This is a genomic window from Allobaculum sp. JKK-2023 (assembly GCF_034745455.1).
Taxonomy (GTDB): domain Bacteria; phylum Bacillota_I; class Bacilli_A; order Erysipelotrichales; family Erysipelotrichaceae; genus Allobaculum.
The window spans coordinates 2,459,681-2,480,399 of the sequence record NZ_JAYERV010000003.1; the positions used below are offsets into that span (position 1 = coordinate 2,459,681).

Annotated in this window: 14 protein-coding genes; 8 read left to right on the forward strand and 6 right to left on the reverse strand. The window is 45.5% G+C overall.

Annotated features, from left to right (window positions below):
* Window positions 1–82: 82 nt before the first annotated feature.
* The 8 genes from U4956_RS09950 to tpx all read left to right on the forward strand — a co-directional run bounded on the left by U4956_RS09950 (window position 83) and on the right by tpx (window position 13,778).
* On the forward strand, window positions 83–424 hold the full coding sequence (locus U4956_RS09950) for a hypothetical protein (RefSeq protein WP_323090506.1): 342 nt from the start codon (window positions 83–85) through the stop codon (window positions 422–424).
* Between the two features lie 330 nt (window positions 425–754).
* Window positions 755–4,990: a DNA-directed RNA polymerase subunit beta gene (locus tag U4956_RS09955; RefSeq protein WP_323090507.1), complete on the forward strand. Its 4,236-nt coding sequence runs from the start codon at window positions 755–757 to the stop codon at window positions 4,988–4,990.
* Window positions 4,981–8,895 (forward strand): DNA-directed RNA polymerase subunit beta', encoded by a 3,915-nt coding sequence (rpoC, locus tag U4956_RS09960; protein WP_323090510.1) that lies wholly within the window; start codon window positions 4,981–4,983, stop codon window positions 8,893–8,895. Before U4956_RS09955 ends, rpoC begins: the two co-directional genes overlap by 10 nt.
* 607 nt (window positions 8,896–9,502) lie before the next feature.
* Entirely contained in the window at window positions 9,503–9,883 is a 381-nt protein-coding gene (locus U4956_RS09965; protein WP_323090512.1) for an electron transfer flavoprotein subunit beta/FixA family protein, read from the forward strand.
* Window positions 9,884–9,976: 93 nt separating this feature from the next.
* Entirely contained in the window at window positions 9,977–10,291 is a 315-nt protein-coding gene (locus U4956_RS09970) for a hypothetical protein (protein WP_323090514.1), read from the forward strand.
* Window positions 10,292–10,303: 12 nt separating this feature from the next.
* Window positions 10,304–11,503 (forward strand): electron transfer flavoprotein subunit alpha, encoded by a 1,200-nt coding sequence (locus U4956_RS09975; RefSeq protein ID WP_323090515.1) that lies wholly within the window; start codon window positions 10,304–10,306, stop codon window positions 11,501–11,503.
* Window positions 11,496–12,902 carry an FAD-binding oxidoreductase gene (locus U4956_RS09980; RefSeq protein WP_323090516.1) on the forward strand — a complete coding sequence of 469 codons (1,407 nt, stop codon included), beginning with the start codon at window positions 11,496–11,498 and terminating at the stop codon, window positions 12,900–12,902. Before U4956_RS09975 ends, U4956_RS09980 begins: the two co-directional genes overlap by 8 nt.
* Before the next feature lie 384 nt (window positions 12,903–13,286).
* A complete protein-coding gene (tpx, locus tag U4956_RS09985; RefSeq protein ID WP_323090517.1) occupies window positions 13,287–13,778 on the forward strand; it encodes a thiol peroxidase in 492 nt (163 codons plus the stop codon).
* Window positions 13,779–14,144: 366 nt separating this feature from the next.
* Here the strand turns inward: tpx and U4956_RS09990 are convergent, their stop codons facing one another.
* The 6 genes from U4956_RS09990 to U4956_RS10015 all read right to left on the reverse strand — a co-directional run bounded on the left by U4956_RS09990 (window position 14,145) and on the right by U4956_RS10015 (window position 20,693).
* The gene (locus U4956_RS09990; RefSeq protein ID WP_323090518.1) at window positions 14,145–14,567 is read right to left on the reverse strand and encodes a PPC domain-containing DNA-binding protein; all 423 of its coding nucleotides are present in this window, start codon (window positions 14,565–14,567) and stop codon (window positions 14,145–14,147) included.
* A 547-nt stretch (window positions 14,568–15,114) separates the two neighbouring features.
* The gene (locus tag U4956_RS09995) at window positions 15,115–16,131 is read right to left on the reverse strand and encodes a hypothetical protein (protein WP_323090519.1); all 1,017 of its coding nucleotides are present in this window, start codon (window positions 16,129–16,131) and stop codon (window positions 15,115–15,117) included.
* A 233-nt stretch (window positions 16,132–16,364) separates the two neighbouring features.
* Window positions 16,365–17,291, reverse strand: coding sequence for a hypothetical protein (locus U4956_RS10000; RefSeq protein WP_323090520.1), 927 nt, complete (start codon window positions 17,289–17,291; stop codon window positions 16,365–16,367).
* A 689-nt stretch (window positions 17,292–17,980) separates the two neighbouring features.
* On the reverse strand, window positions 17,981–19,222 hold the full coding sequence (locus U4956_RS10005) for a hypothetical protein (protein ID WP_323090521.1): 1,242 nt from the start codon (window positions 19,220–19,222) through the stop codon (window positions 17,981–17,983).
* Window positions 19,222–19,929, reverse strand: a complete 708-nt coding sequence (locus U4956_RS10010; RefSeq protein ID WP_323090522.1) for a C39 family peptidase — start codon at window positions 19,927–19,929, stop codon at window positions 19,222–19,224. The genes U4956_RS10005 and U4956_RS10010 overlap by 1 nt, the downstream gene beginning before the upstream one ends.
* Window positions 19,930–20,540: 611 nt before the next feature.
* Entirely contained in the window at window positions 20,541–20,693 is a 153-nt protein-coding gene (locus tag U4956_RS10015; RefSeq protein WP_323090523.1) for a hypothetical protein, read from the reverse strand.
* Window positions 20,694–20,719 lie beyond the last annotated feature (26 nt).

The following is a 20,719-nucleotide window of genomic DNA, read 5'->3' on the forward strand; positions in this document are numbered from 1 at the left end:
ATTCTTCTTGACGCTCAAAAGGGGCTGTTTGCTTAAAGCAAACAACCCCCTTGAATCGTCCACTGAAGCAGGACCTCTCTAAATGTATCCCGCAAATACATCCTTCCTCCTCATTCTGTCTCTCTTTTTTACAAAAAACAATGTTCGTTTGTCCATCTTTTATAAGCAGAGCTTAGAACAGTCTTGTTTCAGACAGGAAAGCCAGAAAACAGGGGATAATTTTCAAAAGGCAATTGTGGTTGCAATTTCCACAAAAAAAGAGTATGAGCTGCAGGGCAAATCAGATGGCTTTTTGAACGAAGAGGCACAAACTGAATGGAAGAATCGGTTGATCAGGCTGGGCGTTGAAGTTGAAAAAGTGACAAAGACATCGAAAGGTTGTACTCTGTTCTTTCCTCTTCGGATCCCCCGCCGAAGAAATTGAACAGATTCGCCCTGAAAAGTGATCTTTCAGGCAGATGAAAGGCACAACAAGGGTTTAAAAGTTGAAAATGATATCGAGATGCAAAGCCCGCAGACAGAAAGGATGCGTGTGAAGACCGGAAAAGAGCTGTATACGTCTTTTCAGGATGTAAGTCAAGACTTGTATTTTAACTCAAAATCTGAAAAGGTCCAAAAAATGTATAAAATACCCATAAATTAAAGGGGTTGCAGGGAATCTCATTTGCAAAAGGGTAAGGACCATCATACACTAGTAAATTGCATAATAGCCGAAAACTGGCTGTTGTTCAATACTGAAGAAAGGATCGTGCGCATGGAAGGCAATAAACCATACCAAATCGTTCCGGAAGGAAAAAAAGCATTTAGACGGGACTATTCAAAAGTCTCCGGAAAGCTGGAGCTTCCAAATCTGGTCGAAATTCAGACGAATTCCTACGACTGGTTTACCAAGCAGGGAATTGAAGAAGTTTTCAATGAAATCTTCCCGATTGAAAGTTTCAACAAGAATATCAAACTGAACTATAAAGGATTCCATTTTGCTAAACCAAAATGTACTCCGCAGGAAGCCATGGAGAAAGAGTGCAACTACGCTGCTTCTCTTGAAGTTGACATGGAACTTGAAGTGGTCAACGAAAATGGAGAAGTCATCACCAAAGCAGACAGAGTCTATCTTGGTGAATTTCCCCAGATGACGGAAACTGGTACATTCATCATCAATGGTGCTGAGCGTGTCATCGTTTCTCAGATTGTTCGTTCTCCTGGCGCGTATTTCGCGGAATCTTATGATAACAAGACTGGCCGTCAGAATTACAGTTGTGAACTGATTCCTAGCCGTGGTACATGGCTTGAGTTCATGACCGAACAGAAAAAGAACACGAATGGCCGCGCCATCAATGTTTCCATTGACCGTCGCCGTAAGATCCTGTCCTCGATTTTCTTTAAAGCCTTAGGAATGAGCTTCTCTTTGGAAAAAGGAGAAGACGCTTTTGACACCAAGCCTTTGGATACGTTCCTGAAAGCCATTGGCAAGGAAGCAAAAGACGTGGCTGTCGATGAGGGCAACCGCGAATACATGAATCAGTATCTCATGTTATTCAACGGCTTCTTTGGAAAATCTGAAGAAATCGAAAACACACTGCTCGCTGATAAAGTCAAAACAACAGAAGAAGCCCTGCTTTCTTTCTATGAAAACCAGCGCTCTGACGAAATCCCGACTCTGGATGGATCCATCACCCTCATGCAGGCCAAATTCTTTGACCCGCGCCGTTATGATCTGACCAAAGCCGGCCGTTATAAACTGGGCAAAAAGCTCAATGCTGTAGCCCGTACCATGAATACAACTCTTGCCCACGACATTATTGGCGTAGATGGCGAAGTATTCATGCCAAAAGGAACTCATGTAACCCGTGATGAACGCAACGCTTTGCGCGGCGAACTCGCAAAAGGTCTTTACATGAATCCATATCCTTTCAAACCAGAATTCCTCGAAGCGGATATCGTAACCATTCCTGCCTCTTATAAAACAGGTCTGATTGGCCGTGTCCTGGCTGAAGATATCACGCTGGATGGGGTTCTGCTTGAACAGGGTCAGGTTCTTACTCCTCAGGATGTAGAACAGATCGTAAAATTTGACAAACCTGTCAAGATTTATGCGGGTCTGGTGGCAAAACCTGTCACATTAACAGACGAAAATGTTGACGCCGTCCTCAACTATGGTCAGCGTCTGCTCACCTTAGGCCGTCTGACAGATAAAGATGGCCGTGATCTGGTGAACTCCGATCTCGAACCGATTGCCGGCCGCTACACCATTGGTGTAACACCGGAAAAACTGGATGACGCCGCTGTCTTTGATCTCAAAGGCCGCATGCAGAACGAAGATGTTACGGCATGGTTAATCGGTGCAGCCGTTCAGGAAATCGATGTCGAAGATAAAAATGGCCAGCTGGTTCATATTACCGGAAATGATCCGTTTGCCAATATGCATACCGTGACAATTCCAGATATTTATGCATTCTTTGCCTATGATCTGAATGTTATGGAAGGAATTGGCGAGACCGATGATATCGATATGCTGGGCAACCGTCGGATCCGTTCGGTTGGTGAACTGATCCAGAACCAGTTCCGTATCGGTTTAAGCCGAATGGAACGTGTGGTGAAGGAAAGAATGTCCATCCAGGAAGTTGAAAACATCAACCCGAAAAAACTCACCAACGTTCGTCCATTAACTGCAGCGATTAAAGAGTTCTTCTCTTCTTCTCAGCTGTCCCAGTTCATGGACCAGCAAAACCCACTGGCTGAACTGACCAACAAGCGCCGTATTTCCGCTTTAGGCCCAGGTGGTCTGACGCGTGACCGTGCCGGATTTGAAGTTCGAGACGTTCACTCCTCTCACTATGGCCGAATCTGCCCAATCGAGACCCCTGAAGGTCCAAACATTGGTCTGATTTCCAACCTGACAACTTATGCAAAAATCAACGAATATGGATTCATCCAGACTCCATATCGAATCGTAAATAAAGATGGCACTGTATCCGAAAAGGCGGTATACCTGTCTGCGGATGAAGAAGCCGATTACGTGATCGCCCAGGCCAACGAAGTTCGTGATGGCCGTCTGATCCACGATCGTGTCGTTGCCCGTAAAAATGGCGATACAATCATCGCTGACAAATCCGAAGTCGAACTGGCCGACGTCAGCCCGAAACAGATCGTTTCGGTTGCAACTGCCTGTGTTCCATTCCTGGAAAACGATGACGCCTCCCGTGCCCTGATGGGTGCCAACATGCAGCGTCAGGCCGTACCTTTGCTCCAGCCGCATTCCCCGTATGTCGGCACTGGTATTGAATACAAGATTGCCAAAGACTCCGGTGTTGGTATCGTCGCAAAAGAAGACGGAACCATTACCTATGTAGACTCCCTGCGCATTGTCAACACCGACAAAGCCGGCAAGGAACACACCTACATGCTCCGTAAGTTCTCCCGTTCCAACGCATCGACCTGCATCAACCAGAAACCAATCGTTAAAGTTGGCGAAGAAGTTGAAGCCGGCGATATCCTGGCCGATGGACCATCCATGGAAAATGGCGAACTGGCTTTAGGTCAGAACGTAACCATCGCTTATATGACCTGGTACGGCTACAACTATGAAGATGCCATCATCATGTCTGAACGGATGGTCAGTGATGATGTCTACACCTCAATCCACCTTGAGGAATACGACATCGACTGCCGGGATACGAAGCTTGGACCGGAAGAAATCACCCGTGATATTCCAAACGTATCCGAAAACACGCTGAAGAAACTCGATGAGAATGGCGTCATCCTCAAAGGTTCTGAAGTTCACGAAGGAGATATTCTGGTTGGTAAAGTTACGCCAAAAGGCCAGTCCGAAGTTTCTCCGGAAGAAAAACTGCTGCTCGCGATCTTTGGTGAAAAATCCAGAGAAGTGCGCGACAATTCGTTGAAAGTTCCACATGGCGGCGCTGGTATTGTTCACAGCACCAAAGTCTTCAAACGCGGGGATGGATCCGACCTGCCCCCTGGAGTCAATACCCGTGTCAAAGTCTACATTGCTCAGAAACGTAAGATTTCTGAAGGGGACAAGATGTCCGGCCGTCATGGTAACAAAGGTGTAATCTCCAAGATCATGCCAATCGAAGATATGCCATTCATGTCCGATGGTACCCCAATCGATATCATCCTGAACCCATTCGGTGTACCTTCCCGTATGAACATTGGACAGATCCTGGAAATCCACCTCGGCTATGCAGCCAAAAAACTGAACCAGAAATTCGCGACACCTGTATTCGATGGTCTGTCCAACGAAGATCTGGCTGATGTCATGAAAGAAGCACAGATGACATTCGATGGGAAACAGGTTCTTTACGATGGCCAGACTGGTCTGCCATTCGATGAACGGATTTCCGTTGGTGTCATGTATATGATCAAACTCGCGCACATGGTTGACGATAAACTGCACGCCCGTGCAACTGGACCTTATTCCACCATTACGCAGCAGCCATTAGGTGGTAAAGCACAGAATGGCGGCCAGCGTTTTGGAGAAATGGAAGTCTGGGCACTGGAAGCTTATGGTGCCAGCCATACTCTGCAGGAAATCCTGACCATCAAGTCTGACGATATTCAGGGCCGTATTGAAACCTACGAAGCGATCACGAAAGGTAAAGACATTCCAGAACCAGGCGTTCCAGAATCCTTCCGCGTACTGATCAACGAACTTCAGGGTCTGGCCATTGATGTCACACTGCTCGATGACAACAACAACGTTGTTTCTCTGAACTCTTCCAACAAGAATGACAATGCCGTTGAACATGACGACGATTCCATCATTACAGTTGAAGCCAGAGAAATTCCGGAAGGCGAAGAAGAAGCCGGTGAACCACCTCTTGAAAATGATCTGGATCCATCGGTTGTTGCTGAAGCCTTATCGGGAACAACTTTCGAAGGTGATGACACAGAAGACGAACAGACTGAAGACGACGAGTTTGAAGAAGAACGTAAAGAAGTGGAGGATGTACAGATCGAATGTCAGTAAACAATTTCTCCTCGATTCAGGTCAAACTTGCCTCTCCAGAAGCCATTGAAAAATGGTCGTATGGAGAAGTTCTCAAGCCTGAGACGATTAACTACCGATCCCAGAAAGCAGAAAAGGATGGCTTGTTCTGCGAACGCATTTTCGGTCCAACCAAGGATTATGAATGTGCCTGTGGAAAATATAAGAAAGTAAAGCATTTTAATGGCGTCAAGTGCGAACGCTGCGGTGTTGAAATCACCAAGTCCAGCGTGCGCCGTGAGCGGATGGGTCATATTCACCTGGCCGCTCCAGTCGCCCATATCTGGTATCTGCGCGGAATTCCAAGCCGGATGGCGCTGCTGCTGGATCTGACACCAAAACAGCTGGAAGAAGTTGTCTATTTCGTCAGCTATGTAGTCACGGATCCAATGGACAGCGGTCTGAACTACAAACAGATTCTGTCTGAAAAGGAATACCGTGAAAACCAGGCGATTTATGGCCCAACTGGCTTTAAAGCCAAAACAGGTGCCGAAGCGGTTCTCGAGCTGCTTCAGAATGTTGACCTGGAAGCCGAATATACCAAAGTTACGGAACAGCTTGAAAAAGCAACCGGTGAAAAACGTAAGAAATTAATCAAACGTCTGGACACCATCAACGCTTTCCGTCATTCCGATAACAAACCAGAATGGATGATTCTCCAGAACATTCCAGTCATTCCACCTGATCTGCGCCCAATGCTGCAGCTCGATGGCGGACGTTTTGCGACCAGTGATCTGAACGACTTATATCGTCGTGTCATCACCCGTAACAACCGTCTGAAAAAACTGCTGGATTTAGGCACTCCAAACATCATCGTTCAGAACGAAAAACGTATGCTTCAGGAAGCTGTCGATGCTCTGATCGATAACGGCCGTCGCTCCAAACCAATCACGGGTGCCGGCGGACGTGCCTTAAAATCACTGTCCCACTCCTTAAAAGGTAAACAGGGACGTTTCCGTCAGAACCTGTTAGGTAAACGTGTAGACTTCTCCGGTCGTTCGGTTATCGCCGTAGGACCAGATCTGAAGATGTACCAGTGCGGTATTCCACGTGAAATGGCGATCAACCTGTTCAAGCCATTCGTTATCAACGAAATGGTGAACTCTGAAATCGTCGGCAACGCCAAACAGGCTGAAAAAATGATCGAAGCCCGTGACGAAAGAATCTGGCCAGTCGTAGAAAAAGTAATCGAAGGCTATCCAGTTCTGCTCAACCGTGCGCCTACGCTGCACCGCTTAGGCATTCAGGCCTTCTTGCCAAAATTGGTTGAAGGAAGAGCCATGCGTCTGCACCCGCTGGTATGTACCGCATTCAACGCCGACTTCGATGGTGACCAGATGGCCATTCACGTGCCTCTGTCTGAAGAAGCCCGGGCGGAAGCACTGGTTATGATGCTTGGTTCCCATAACATCCTGGGTCCAAAAGATGGTAAACCTATCGTTACCCCTGGCCAGGACATGGTTATGGGCAACTTCTATCTGACAATGGAAGAAACCAAACAGGAACTGCTCGATGAAGCGGAACGCTATCGTCAGGCCGGTGTCGAAAAAGAAGCAGCAGCCTGGGAACGCTATGCCAACGCCGAAGGTACAGTTTACTCCGATATCGATGAAGTTATGCTGGCTTACAAGACTGGACAGGTTCACCTGCACAGCCGGATTGCCTTGCCAGTATCCGGTCTGAACAAAGAAAGCTTTGGTCCAGAACATGCCAATGATTATCTTGCTACAACTGTCGGTAAGATCATCTTCAACGGTATGTTCCCATCTGACTTCCCATATCTGAACGAAGTTTCCAAAGAAAACTTTGAAAAGACGCCAGAAAAATACTTCATCAAGCCAGGAACCGATGTTAAAAAATTCATCGCGGACCTGCCAACGGTTGAAGCTGTAAAGAAAAAAGACTTAGGTAAAGTTATCGCCGAAGTATTCAAACGCTACAAAGTCGATGACGTTGCCGAAATTCTTGATGAAATTAAATCCCTTGGATTCAAATACTCGACCGTGGCCGGTATCACTGTTGCCCTGTCCGATATCGAAGTTGCTCCAAATAAGGAAAAACATATCGATGAAGGCCGTGAAAAAGCTGACCAGCTCAAACACCTCCAGCAAAAAGGTCTGCTCACCATGGAAGAATGGGAGCGTCACCTCAATAAACTGTGGGCTGATGTCAAAGACGACATTGTTGAAGAGCTGATGAGCAACCTGCCGCGTAAAAACCCAATCAACATGATGGCGACCTCCGGTGCCCGTGGTAATACGTCTAACTTTACCCAGCTGGCTGGAATGCGTGGTCTGATGGCCCGCCCTGCCAAAGGTAAATCCCGTGCCGGTGAATATGTTCCATCCATCATCGAGGTACCAATCTACTCTTGCTTCCGTGAAGGTCTGAACGTATCTGAGTTCTTTATTTCCACTCATGGTGTACGTAAAGGTCTGACCGATACCGCCCTGAAGACTGCCGAATCTGGTTACCTGACTCGTCGTCTGGTTGACGTTGCGCAGGATGTCATCATCAAAGAAGACGACTGCGGAACCGATAGAGGCTTCTGGGTAGAGGATCTCGTTGACCGTAAGACAAACACGGTCATTGAACCTCTGTATGATCGTCTGGTTGGTCGTTACTCCAAACAGGATGTTGTCAATCCGGAAACTGGCGAACTGATCGTCGAATCCGATACGTACATGACGGAAGACATCGCCAAAAAGATCGTTGATGCCGGCGTTACAGGCATGTACATCCGTTCGCCTTTCACCTGCAAATCCACCAATGGTATCTGCGTGAAGTGCTACGGTAAAAACATGGCAACCGGTAAAGTCGTTGAAGTCGGTGAAGCCGTTGGTACAATGGCTGCCCAGTCTATTGGTGAACCAGGTACTCAGCTGACCATGCGTACATTCCATACCGGTGGTGTAGCCGGTGGTGATGGTGGAGATATCACCCAGGGTCTTCCTCGTGTAGAAGAGCTGTTTGAAGCCCGCCATCCAAAAGGTGTTGCCGTTATCGCCCAGATTTCTGGTGAAATCGTCTCCATCAAACGAATTGATGGTACACTGCGCCAGGAAGTTGAAATCAAAAACGAAACCGAATCTGTTTCCCATAAGATCAATGCCAACCAGACCCTGCGTCCATGGGTACAGGTTGGACAGGAAATTGAAGCGGGTCAGCCGCTGACTGAAGGTCCACTGGATCCAAAAGAACTGCTTGCAGTTGCCGGTGTCAACCAGGTACAGAACTATATCCTCAAAGAGGTTAAGAAAGTTTACCAGTCTCAGGGTATCGAAATTTCTGATAAACATCTGGAAGTCATGATCCGTCAGATGATGAAGAAAGTCATCGTCACAGATCCAGGCGATACGGATCTGAATACTGGTGTTCAGTTGTCCTTAAATAACATTACGCAGATTAACCGTGATGCACTGCTGCAAGGTAAAGTTCCAGCGACCTTCCAGCCAATTCTGTTAGGTATTTCGAAGTCCTCTGTTGAAACCGACTCCTTCCTGTCGGCTGCCTCTTTCCAGGAAACCACAAAGGTTCTGACGGATGCCACCATCAAGGGTAAAGTCGACCACCTCGTTGGTCTGAAAGAAAACGTCATTATCGGTAAACTGATTCCTGCTGGTACCGGATGCAAAGGTCACCGGGCCCAGAATGATGAAGTCCGTAAGATGGCTAAGAGACTGCGTGACCGCCGTCTGGCTCGTCAGGTGGAAACGCACCACGATACCAACTTCGAAAAATTTGCCAGCCAGGCCATGAAGGAACCAGAAGAGATTGATCCATTGCTGCCAGAAGTGATTGAAGATCATTCCTTACTGGAAAATGATTCCATCCTCAATGACCCGGAAAGCTTTGCTGAAGCTCTCGAAAAAGCGGACGCAAAATAAGCCAGCAGCTATGCCCATTCAGGCAGAAAACCAGGTTGTCCGTTTTAAAACCTGATCTGCCCGGATTGAAGCCATCCTGGCTAACCTCGGAGTTGCTGCTTTCAAGACATTTCCTCACATCAAAGCCGTTTTCCTCATCGATAGACATCGATAGAAGAAAACGGCTTTTTTGATTTTCATGTGCCAATAGCCAATAGCCAATCGGCTGCAGGTGGCAGGTGGCTGTCTGTTTCACTGTCTGTTTCACGCCGTACCCATGAAAAAGCATTCCGGCTTATGCATTTACGGTTCGCTCCATATGGTCTTGTCCGGTCTTGTCCATTTCATACACTCTTGTCCACTCTAGATGTTCTTATGGCATGGCTTTGTACCTCTTATGCATACTGTGAATGCGTTTTCGAATTTCTGAATAGGCTTTCAAAAAATGGGGAATCGCACTTGCATTCTTGATGATGGAGTTTTATGGTAGGGATAGAAAACATATTGGTGGGACCAATTCGATTAAAGAAATGGTCGTACCAATTTATCCGTAAACTGGAAGCGGTATTCCGCTGCTTTCCAGAGATTCCTTATGAAAAGTCGCTCTGCTCGACAAGAAGGAGAACATATGAAAATTTTAGTCTGCATCAAGCAGGTGCCAGAATCGAATAAAGTTGAAGTCGATCCCGTAACTGGCGTCATTAAACGCGATGGGGCTGCCTGCAAAATGAATCCTTATGATCTGTATGCTCTTGAAACGGCCTTTAGAATCCGCGAAAAAATGGGTGGAACCGTGGATGTCATCTCGATGGGACCTCCTCAGGCTCAGGCAGTCATCCGGGAAGCCTTTGCGATGGGCGCAGATAATGGAACCCTGATTTCCGATCGCGCATTTGGCGGTGCGGATGTGCTGGCAACCAGCTATGCGATCAGCCAGGGCATTCAGGCCAGCGGCGAGTATGATCTGATTCTCTGTGGAAAACAGACCATTGATGGTGACACCGCCTAGGTTGGCCCGGAAATCTCGGAATGGCTGCAGATTCCATCTGTTGCCAATGTCAGAGAAATCCGTGATATCGATGAGGATTCGATTACGATCGCCATGGATCTTCCAGACGAAATTGAAATCGCAAAAGTATCGATGCCTTGCCTTTTAGCTGTGGATAAAGATATTTTTATGCCGCGTCTGCCGTCATACGTACGCAAGATGGCTTCTAAAGACAGAGAAATTACAATTCTCAGTCTGAAAGACATGAATGATAAAGATGCTTCTCATTATGGACTGAATGGTTCCCCAACCCAGGTCCAGCGTATTTTCCCGCCTGATTCTTCCACTCACCAGGAAATTTGGAACGGATCGGGGCCTGTCCTTGCCGACCGTCTGTGTGACAAGCTGACAGATCTGAAATTTATCTAGAGGAGAGAGATCATGGCAAAACTTGTAATTCATCCCGAATATATTGAAGATCCCCAGATTTTAGTTGATATCTGCCCATTCGGGGCAATGGAGTTGACCGATAAAGGCCTGCAGATTAACGCAGCCTGCAAAATGTGCAAACTGTGCGTTCGCAAAGGCCCCAAAGGAGCAGTCACATTTGAAGAAGATGCTCCAAAACCAAGTGTAGATAAATCCAAATGGAAGGGAATTGCGGTTTACGTCGACCATGTAGATGGCAATATCCATCCGGTTACTTATGAGCTGATTGGCAAGGCGAAAGAAATGGCCGAAGTCATTCATCAGCCTGTCTATGCACTGTTCTTAGGTCACAATATTGAAGAACAGGCTCATAAACTGCTTCACTATGGTGTAGATGAAGTTCATGTCTATGACTACCCAGAACTTGCCCGATTTGAAATTGAGCCATACACGGCAGCATTCGCTGACTTTATTGAAAAGATTCATCCTTCCTCGATTCTGACTGGCGCCACCACCGTTGGCAGACAGCTTGCACCGGGTGTCGCGGCCCGCATGAAAACCGGCCTGACCGCTGACTGCACAATCCTGGAAATGGAAGAAAACACCGACCTGTCTCAGATCCGTCCAGCCTTTGGCGGAAACATTATGGCCCATATCAAAACGCCAAATAACCGTCCACAGATGGCCACCGTTCGTTACAAAATTATGAATGCTCCAGAGTATCAGCCAGAAGAAACAGGAACGATCATTGATGAACTCATCAATCCGGAAAAACTTGCTTCTCATGTTGAAGTTCTGGATATTGTCAAGAAGCCAAAAGAAAAAATGATTGAAAACGCCGATGTTCTGGTTGTCGCAGGACGGGGCGTGAAAAAACCAGAAGACCTTGAAATGCTTCAGGAACTCGCTGATCTGCTCGGTGGGCAGATTGCCTGCACAAGACCCCTTGTCGAAGCTGGGGTTCTTCCTGCAACAACCCAGATCGGTCTGTCAGGACGGACCGTTCGTCCAAAACTGATCATTACCTGCGGTGTCTCCGGAGCTGTCCAGTTTACAGCCGGTATGGATCATGCCGATACGATTGTGGCTATCAATGCCGATGCCTCAGCCCCGATTTTCAAAGTGGCCCATTATGGCCTGGTTGGTGATCTGTATGATGTTATTCCTGAATTGATCACCAAAGTGAAAGAACAGAGGAAAGCCCATGTCTGATTACAAACGAGTCGATGCCAATGATATTCTGGCAATTCGCAATATTATCCGTGACGATACCCGTGTTCTGTATGCGGAAAACCTGTCTGATGACTATGGTCATGATGAACTTGGCGGAACTTACTCCATGCCGGATGTCGTCGTTCGTGCTAAAACAGCCGAAGAAGTTTCAAAGATTATGAAATATGCTTCCTTCAACTGCATTCCCGTTACCCCGCGGGGCGCTGGAACCGGCCTGGTTGGGGCAGCCGTTGCGATGGAACATGGCATCATGCTGGATACCACATTGATGAACCAGATCCTCGAGCTGGATGAAGAAAACCTGACGATTACTGTAGAGCCTGGTGTTCTGCTGATGGATCTGGCCGCTTTCGTTGAAGAACACGATTTCTTCTATCCTCCTGATCCAGGGGAAAAATCTGCGACAATCGGCGGCAATATTTCAACCAATGCCGGTGGGATGCGCGCGGTAAAATATGGAGTTACCCGTGATTTTGTCCGCGGCCTGGAAGTCTGTCTGCCCAATGGGGATATCGTCAACTTCGGCGGTAAAGTCGTAAAGAACTCTTCGGGTTATGACCTGAAAGATCTGATCATCGGTTCGGAAGGAACACTGGCGATTATCACAAAAGCCACCTTAAAGCTGCTTCCAAAACCGAAAAAAGCAATCTCCTTGCTGATCCCATTCCCGACACTGAAGGATGCGATCAGTACCGTTCCACTGATTATCAAATCCAAATCGATTCCAACGGCCATTGAATTCATGCAGCGGGAAGTCATCGAAGATGCGGAAGAATATCTTGGCAAACCATTCCCGGATAAGCAGTCCGATGCCTATCTGCTTCTGAAATTTGATGGTAACTCTACCGAAGAAATTGAAGCGGCTTACGATACCGTCGCAAAACTCTGCCTGGACAATGGCGCTGTGGATATTCTGGTTTCTGATACCGAAGAGCGTGAAGAATCCATCTGGAAAGCCAGAGGCGCTTTCTTGGAAGCCATCAAGGGATCGACAACTTACATGGATGAAGTCGACATGGTCGTTCCAAGAAACCGGGTCAATGAAATGGTTGAATACCTGCATGGTCTGCAGGAGGTTGTTGATCTGCGGATCAAGAGCTTTGGCCATGCGGGAGACGGCAACCTTCATGCCTATATGCTCAAAGACGATCTGTCTGATGAGGAATGGGAAAAACGTCTTCATGAAGCCATGGAAGCGGTGTATGCCAAAGCCAGAGACCTTCACGGACAGGTATCTGGTGAACATGGAATTGGCTTTGCCAAAAAACCATACCTGTATGAATCTCTTCCCGAAGATTCGATGGAACTGATGGTCGGCATCAAGAAAGTCTTTGACCCGAAGAATATCCTGAACCCCCATAAGGTTGCCCAGCCTTAATGGAACGAATCCAGGAAGCGGTCAATCTTGAAGCAAAGCAGGGAACAATCCCATCCCGCCCTGCCCAGCAAAGCAATTAAAAACGAAGTACTGAAGTAGATTAAACCATCAGGGATCATGACAGCCTGGATCTGGTGATACAGAATCTGGGTCGATCAGGTCCCTGATTTTTTGGTGAAATGGCCGATATCCATATGGTCATCTCAATATGGAACTGGAAAACAGTCCACTACAATCAAACAAGAAGAAAAGCTGCCGGTGCGCTGATCGTGCCGTTTGTTCTGCCTGATTTTCGTTCGTCTGGCATCATTTTTACTCGCTCCATCCTGACAGCCGGACAGTCAGGTAAAAACGGCAGCTTGAACTGAATTGAGGAGAATTAGTATGACAACATTTTTAGGCAATCCTGTTACTCTGGAAGGAACACCATTGGAACCTGGCATGATGATGCCGGATTTTGAAGTCATTGACGTGGCTCTCAATCCTGTCCATCCGATGGAAACAAAAGGAAAGAAGATCATCCTGGCTGTACCGAGTGCGGATACGGGCGTATGCTCCCTTGAACTGGCCAAATTTATGAATAAAATGAAAGGCCATGAGGATGTAGAAGTTCTTTCCGTCTCCGAAGATCTTCCATTCGCATTGGACCGCTGGTCGAAAACAGAGCAGAATACTGTAATTAAAACGTATTCTGATTACAAAGATCATGACTTTGCAAAGAAGACCGGCACCTACATGAAAGAAAACGGCTTGCTGGCAAGATCTGTTTTTGTCACGGATGAAAATGGCCAAATCGTTTATGTTGAATATGTCGATGAAGTCAGCCATGAGCCAGACTATAAAAAAGCCCTGGCTGCAGCCGGAATTCAAGAGTAATTCGAATTCAGCAGCTCTTTAGAAATCCACTGATTAACTGAGTCACTGGTTAACTGATTCAATTGGATATAGAAGTGGAACCTATAGAATCACCTATCGCTGGTCTGACTCTGGAAAGTATGTCATTTTGGAGAGTATCCATAAATGTGTACAGTTTCTTAGATCGATTCCTGAAGCTACAGGATGGAAGGTAGTGAAAAACAGCTTATCTGTTTCGAAGTTCAGACGTTCAGAAGTATCAGTCCACTCAAGGCAAAGAGAAAGGCCGGAATTCTTCGGGTTGAAGAATTCCGGCCTTTTTGCGACAGGATCGATTAGTCTGAACAATCTCTTTTGGGCTTATTGATTCTGGGTGTGTGTTTTCTTTCAGGAAAAGCAGAACAGGTTCAGTCCGATTTCTTCACTGAATTCGCGATCGACAACGCCTTCGATGATTGTAATGATCATCTCGCAAGTGGCGCTGATATTGGCTTTGTTGAGGTGGCCGCCAAAAACCTGGCCCTGATCATTGCCGGCACTCATATGCAGATGAGAGTAAAACTCGCCATGCATGGTGTTGATTGTGCCAGTCAGCGAAACAATTTCATAAGCTCCTTCAAAGTGGTTGGCATGGTATTGCTTTGTCTTCGTGTCGAACACGCCGACGGTAAAGTCATCGACAGCGCCCAAAGCCTGTACGCTGGCCAGCTTGATGGCTTCTTTTTGGGCAATGATTTTGATCTGTTCCAGAATGTCTTCGCCCGTGTCCAGACGGGCAACGATCGTGTTGTTAAATCTGCGGTAATCCAAGTTCAATTTCTCCTTTATTTTCAATGTCCTGATTCAATCTCCTCATTCTAAGAGGCTTTATGAAACAACTCTGTCAGAGGACTCCGTGGTTCGGGCGCTTCTGATTGAGGTTTACTCTTTATATTATGAACGATAGTTCACCATGTTCATTGAAATGAACTGTCCAAAATCATTTTTATCCTGAGCAAATTCAGCGGTTGTAAATACTCTTTGAAAGGCTGCCATTGCCTTGAAAATCAAAATGGTACTTTTGCATTCTGGCATTCAGACGATTATGAAGATCGATGCACTTTGAGTGAAGAGCCACTTATTTTGCTTACAAGGGATTTACGCTTTTTCTTCTTGTCAGTAAGATCGACGAATTTTATCTGAATGTTTTGTACTGGACTGAACTTGAAGCAGCCTTTGATATAGAAACTCAGATCACGGTCAAAAAGAAATAAGAAAAGCCCCATTTCTGCCTAAGAAATGGGGAAATAAAAGCAGTCTGTTCAACGAAATGGACAATCAGAAAGATAGTCATCTGGAGCAGAGACCGAACAGGATGCTATTGGTTCTTGATGCTCATAAAGGTCATTCCATCAGGCGTATACAAGGTATAGGATCCTGGGAAGCTGTCTTTGAGATTCTCTGGAAGAATGCTGTATCTGTCCTGAACGAAGGCAGGATAGTCTTCAATCGGTTTATCAGGAGAGGCAATGTAGAAATCCATTGGGGCGTACAGGCCAGCGAATGGTTCCAGCATGATCTTGGAAAGATTTCCCTCATGGAGGACTGTATTGACCGGCTGGATTAAGTCGCTTGAAACGACGTGAACTTTCCAGGTATAGTCATCAACTTTGACTGGATCTGAAAGCTTTCCCGTAAATTCGCTATATTCAGAAGCGATGCCTGGCCGGATAGAAAGTCTCGTATTGGTTTCCCGATAGGTTCCATCGGCATTGATCGTCATCGATACACTTGGTCCGCCAGCGCCACCCCAATTCTTCAAGGTGAATTCCTGCCCAGCAAAGCGTTGATATAAAGATGGATCTGTTTCTTCATATCCATCGCCAAGCACATTCCAGGCTACCTGGTCATACAGCCATCCCGAGCCAATCAAGGAATCCTGTTCGGTGCGGCTTGTTGTATAGTTGTGGGAACCTGATTTTGCGTTTGGATTGTAAGCCGAGTAAAGACTGATATCGCCGCCAGAATAGAAAACAGGTTGGGCACCATTGTCCATCTGCCACCCGGCAGCAACCAGAGAGTTGGCTTCATTCAGATCTTTGGTGTAATAATGGTCGCCGCCATCCGCATTAGGATTGTAGACTCTGTAAACAGGCGCGCCTTCTGTCGGCGCCACCCATCCAACACCTTCAAAAATCCATCCTTTTTGGACAAGGTCGGCTTTTTCATCAGAGTTTGAAGTGTAGAAGTGTTCGCCGGTGTGTCCATTATAAAGGCGATAAATGTCCTGACCAGCCATGATAGGCTGATCGTCTGCCAGAACTGGGGCTGAAAACAGAAGTGATGTGCAGCAAACCGCCGCAAATGTAGAAAGAATATTTGTTTTGTGTTTCATACTTAACCTCCGGGATACCTAAGCAGCAAACAAGTTGTTTTCGAACATATACGCAATTCTCATACTCCATTCTATCTGATGCCAGACTCCTGTTATTTACGTTTAATAAAGGAAGATTCGAGCGAATCATAAGAATTGCTATTTCAGTTTGAGAACCTGTGACGTGTCCTGTCAGATGACAGTCAAGTTCTAAAAATCCGCCGGATTTTTCAGTGGCCTGAAAATAATCGCAATCAATACTTTTTCTTGCGCAAAACCGTAAAACCAGTTCCAGCCAGGGCAGTACCGCTGATTGCGAGCAGAGCACTGTATAAGGAACCATCCACAAAGACAGCAGTATCTGGTGATTTTTTGACAGTTGTAGTCGAAGTGGTGCTGGTGGATGGCTGACTGGCGTTCTGGGAAGTCTGAGAAGTACTCAGAACGGCCAGATTGAGCTCAGCCGGACCAGCCAAGGCTGAGTTGCCAAGAGCATTGGCAATGCTGGCAGAGACTTCTTCACCTTTATAGGTCACTCCACTCATCGCTTTCTGTAAAGCAGCGGGAGAACCATCGGCTTCTGTTCCATCATACTGAACATACAGATCCAGCACACCGCGAGTATTGGCAGGAATCTGAACGCTCGAAGGAACATCGGAAGTCAGAATATAACCGGCTGGAACATTGACTGCATAATTGGTATCCAGTGTATAGACAGGAGTACCACCACCAGCAGCTCGATAGTACTTAAAGGTCTGTGAATTGATCAGAGTGCCATCTGGAAGCCACAAGTTAACAGTCAGAGCGGAAGTGGAATCTTTTTTCTGGGCGCCATAGATGGTATTCAATACTGTATCGTCCGTAATAACAGGTATATCGACCATGGAAGAAGTACTGTTGTAAGACTGGCCAGGCGTTGCGAGCAGATAACCTGCAGGAAGATCAAAATCATCATCCGATGCAATTTCACTTCCGGCGGGAACAGTCTGAGTGGCCACAATATATCCGGCTGGATCGACAAAGTTACAGATAGTAGCTGAACTTTCAGGATCGGTTTCGTACCGAACGGCTGGATGGATTTGAGCCACGGAAGCCGGCGCAGAAGCTGCCACAACTGGAGTCGTCGCCAGCATCAGCGTGCAGACTGCACCGAGAATATGTGAACATTGTTTTCTTTTCATGAGTAAATCTCCTCGTATTTTGTTTTTTGCTTGGTATTGATGTGTTATCATCTTAAATGGTATATGTTTCTTTTTCAACCAATAATAAGAATATTAATGAAAATTTAATTTCCGAAGTCAAACGGCAAAGTGAACTATACTATCTAAAAACAATCCATATAGTTGTTTGTTGTGATTTAAATGGAAAGACATGGATTATTTTAAATATTTACAGGAATATTATAAGTGAATTTTCAAAAGTGAAGCCTGATTTTGACTTAAGTAGAAAAGCGAAAAGGTTTTGAACAGCGCACACAAATGCGAACCTGTTCAAAACCTGAAATATGGATCCTGATCTATATATCTGGCCGAATTCTCTGGCTGAAACGCTTGGTTCACGCAGAACTTTCATAAAGGGAGGAGGACTTTGGCTGAACTCATAATTGCCAGAGAGTATACAACTAACGGATATTGGCCAGCTCCTAAAGGAATTGCCATTCTGTTCAGGAGTCCTGTAAAGAGTTTTACCGATCATTGTAAAGCCATGAACATCAAAATCGAAGAAGTGCCATTGCCTTTTCAGTACAGGAATTTTGAAAGACAAGGGGGAAAGGCAAGTGACATCTTCTTCAAGGAGATACGGCTTTTGAGAAGCCGGCCTTTACAGTCATGGTGGGGATATGACAGAGCGAGGACGGCTTTATAGATCTTTACAGGTGGACTATATAATAGTGTGGATAATGGACAATCTGATTTTCATCAGATGTATAGGCATCAATATAAATCAGGACATTCTGGTCATCGATTCTGTAGTAATTTGAAATCCCGGAAGGAAGATTTGAGATTTTCTGAATTTCCAGTTCTCCATTCTCCACAGTCGCAATATTAGTATTCGCATCAAAATCGACATAGAACAGACGATCATCAAAAGCTGCTCCAAGATTTTTTTGGCCTAAATCACCATTCTCGTTTTTTAAAGGTGAGATGGATCCATCCCTGAAATCAAGAAAGTCATAAACAAAATTCTTGATATCGGCCTGGTTTCTTCGTCCAAGAATGATTCCATCCTGAATTGGAATGACAACAGAAGCAACAGAATCGTAGGGAACAGAAGTCAGTTTCCCATCGCGATAATAATAAACATTGATTCCGTTATTACCCTGGGTAGTAAAAGCCGGAATGGAATAATCATCATGGAGTTTAGAGTTGGTAATCATATGCTCATTGCTTTCGCTCGTTTTTGAAGACCAGATCGGAACAACTTCCAGGTTGGAGTCAATCTGATAAAGTGTTTCTACAGAACTGTCTCCTTCAAGTGTCCAGGCAAAGAAGGTCACGATTCCATCGTTTGTCCCAAAAAACGGGGTGATCGAGGCGTCGATTATTGTTCCTTCCCAGATTTTGTTGCCATCTACTGTAATGTAAGCACAATATCCATCATCTGTTGCGGTCACAAGAGACTCATAAAGATGACCATCCTTTTCAAAGAAGTCCCAGACTCTTTGATTGGATTGCGGATCACGGGTATGAATTAGTTCCAGTTTCTGGTTGTCCAGATCATATCGATACTGACTGACGGTTGGATACAGATAGCTGACCGATGGATCCAGAGTCTGAAGATAGAGTGTTTTATTCGTAAGATGGTCATTCTGTAAAAGTTGACCTTCTGTTAGTGTAAGGCCATCAAGCGGATGAATCTCTTTCTGACTGACTTCACTGGTTTCGTTGACCTTACCGGATATGTGGCTTGCAGGTTGATCAGATGTTTCTGAGCTGTTTGACTCATTGGTATTCTCCAATCCAGAAATCTGCTGGTCTTTGGAAGATGAAGTTTCGGTCGTTTCTGGCGGTGATGCAGATGGATTCTGACAGCCAACGAGCAGAAAACCCAGTGCAAAAAGATAAATTAATCCTTTTTCAATATAATGACGGATTCTTCTCAGGAGAGTCATTAGAAGATATAATAGCCGCCATTTGCGTTAAGTGCGGATGACATTTCACCGGCCGAACAGTACCAAATATCAACGGCCATGCTGGGGTTTACATCCCAAAACCAAGTCGTCTGGCCATTTCCGTAACCAATTCCAACAACGCCATGACCAACGTTTGGTCCACCGTTCAAAACGGATGAGTTAACACTATAGATTACTGGATAATTAGCGTTGATATCAGCAACCATGTTTGGGTAGAAATATGACTGCGAGTTATTGCCAAGCTCATAACTAGCGCCGGTAAGCTGGGCAATTACCGGAGCAGCCCTATCTACATAAGTGCCGTAAGAAGGGTTTGTACCCATGCTGGCGGCCAGGTCAGACTGAGAATATTTAATGCCGCGAACATACTGGATGACAATCTGCGCACATGCAGGAATGCAGTAATATCCATTTTCCTGGGTGTATTTGGGAACGTTTAAAATCTTATCTCCAGCACGGGTGGTTGCGGTTTCATTAGCCAGAGGCTTCATTGACTCAATCTTTCTGTTGAGTTTGGCGATGTTCTCTTCAGACCAGAATTCTTTTTCACCTTCTGGGCTGATGGAATTCATTCTGACTTCTTGTTGCTCATCTGTTTCAGTTTCTTCAGCATAGAGGGAAACTGGACTTGAAAGAATAGTTGCTGCTACGGAAAGAGCACAGAACATTTTATAACGATTTTTCATATTTTTCTCCTCATATAGATAAAGTCTTAAGGAACCGCTAAATATTAATTTCCAAAATCAATTGATAATATTCTTTATATAGCAAATTTAGCAGATGACTCTTGGGCTTTATTTCGATGCTGTTCCTTATTGATAAGTAGTAGATAGAGTGCCCGAATCATTTATGTGTCCATGAATGTTCGGGCGGTTCCTGTAAAAAAGCAGTCGACAGAACTTCATATTTTTCTCCTGTTTAAATGAGGATCTTACGCAAATGTGGTTTTTAACACTAATAATCGTGGCAAATGAATAAGCTTGCATCATTCATATTGTTGATTAAATAACAGCGCCTAATTCAAGATGAGTTTTCCTATCCCATTTTGGGTTGTTAAGCTTAATCGCAATTGTCATCGCCGATAATAGTGATGATAGCTAAACACACTATTTACGTAAGAGCCTTAAATGACCATGTTTCTTTTTAGTAGATTCCAATGTTATTGCATGATTCTCTTTTGTCTTTTCTGAAATTTCGATTTCTTTCACCCTTCACCATTTTTGTATTCTTTTAAAAATACACTTCTCTTAGTGGTTTTATTTACGTATAGTTAATTAGCAAGATGGAGGATAAGTAGTTATTCTGATACTTCACCATTTCCTCCGTGAGGCATGATTTCTTTGATCCAGCAATAGTCTTCAGTCTGATGCACAGGGCAAAATAATGGAACTATTGTCAGACCAATTGATAAAACGATAGCGAAAATATGGGTCACTGTTGTTTTTTTCATTTTTTCCACTCCTCCGGTCTTTACAA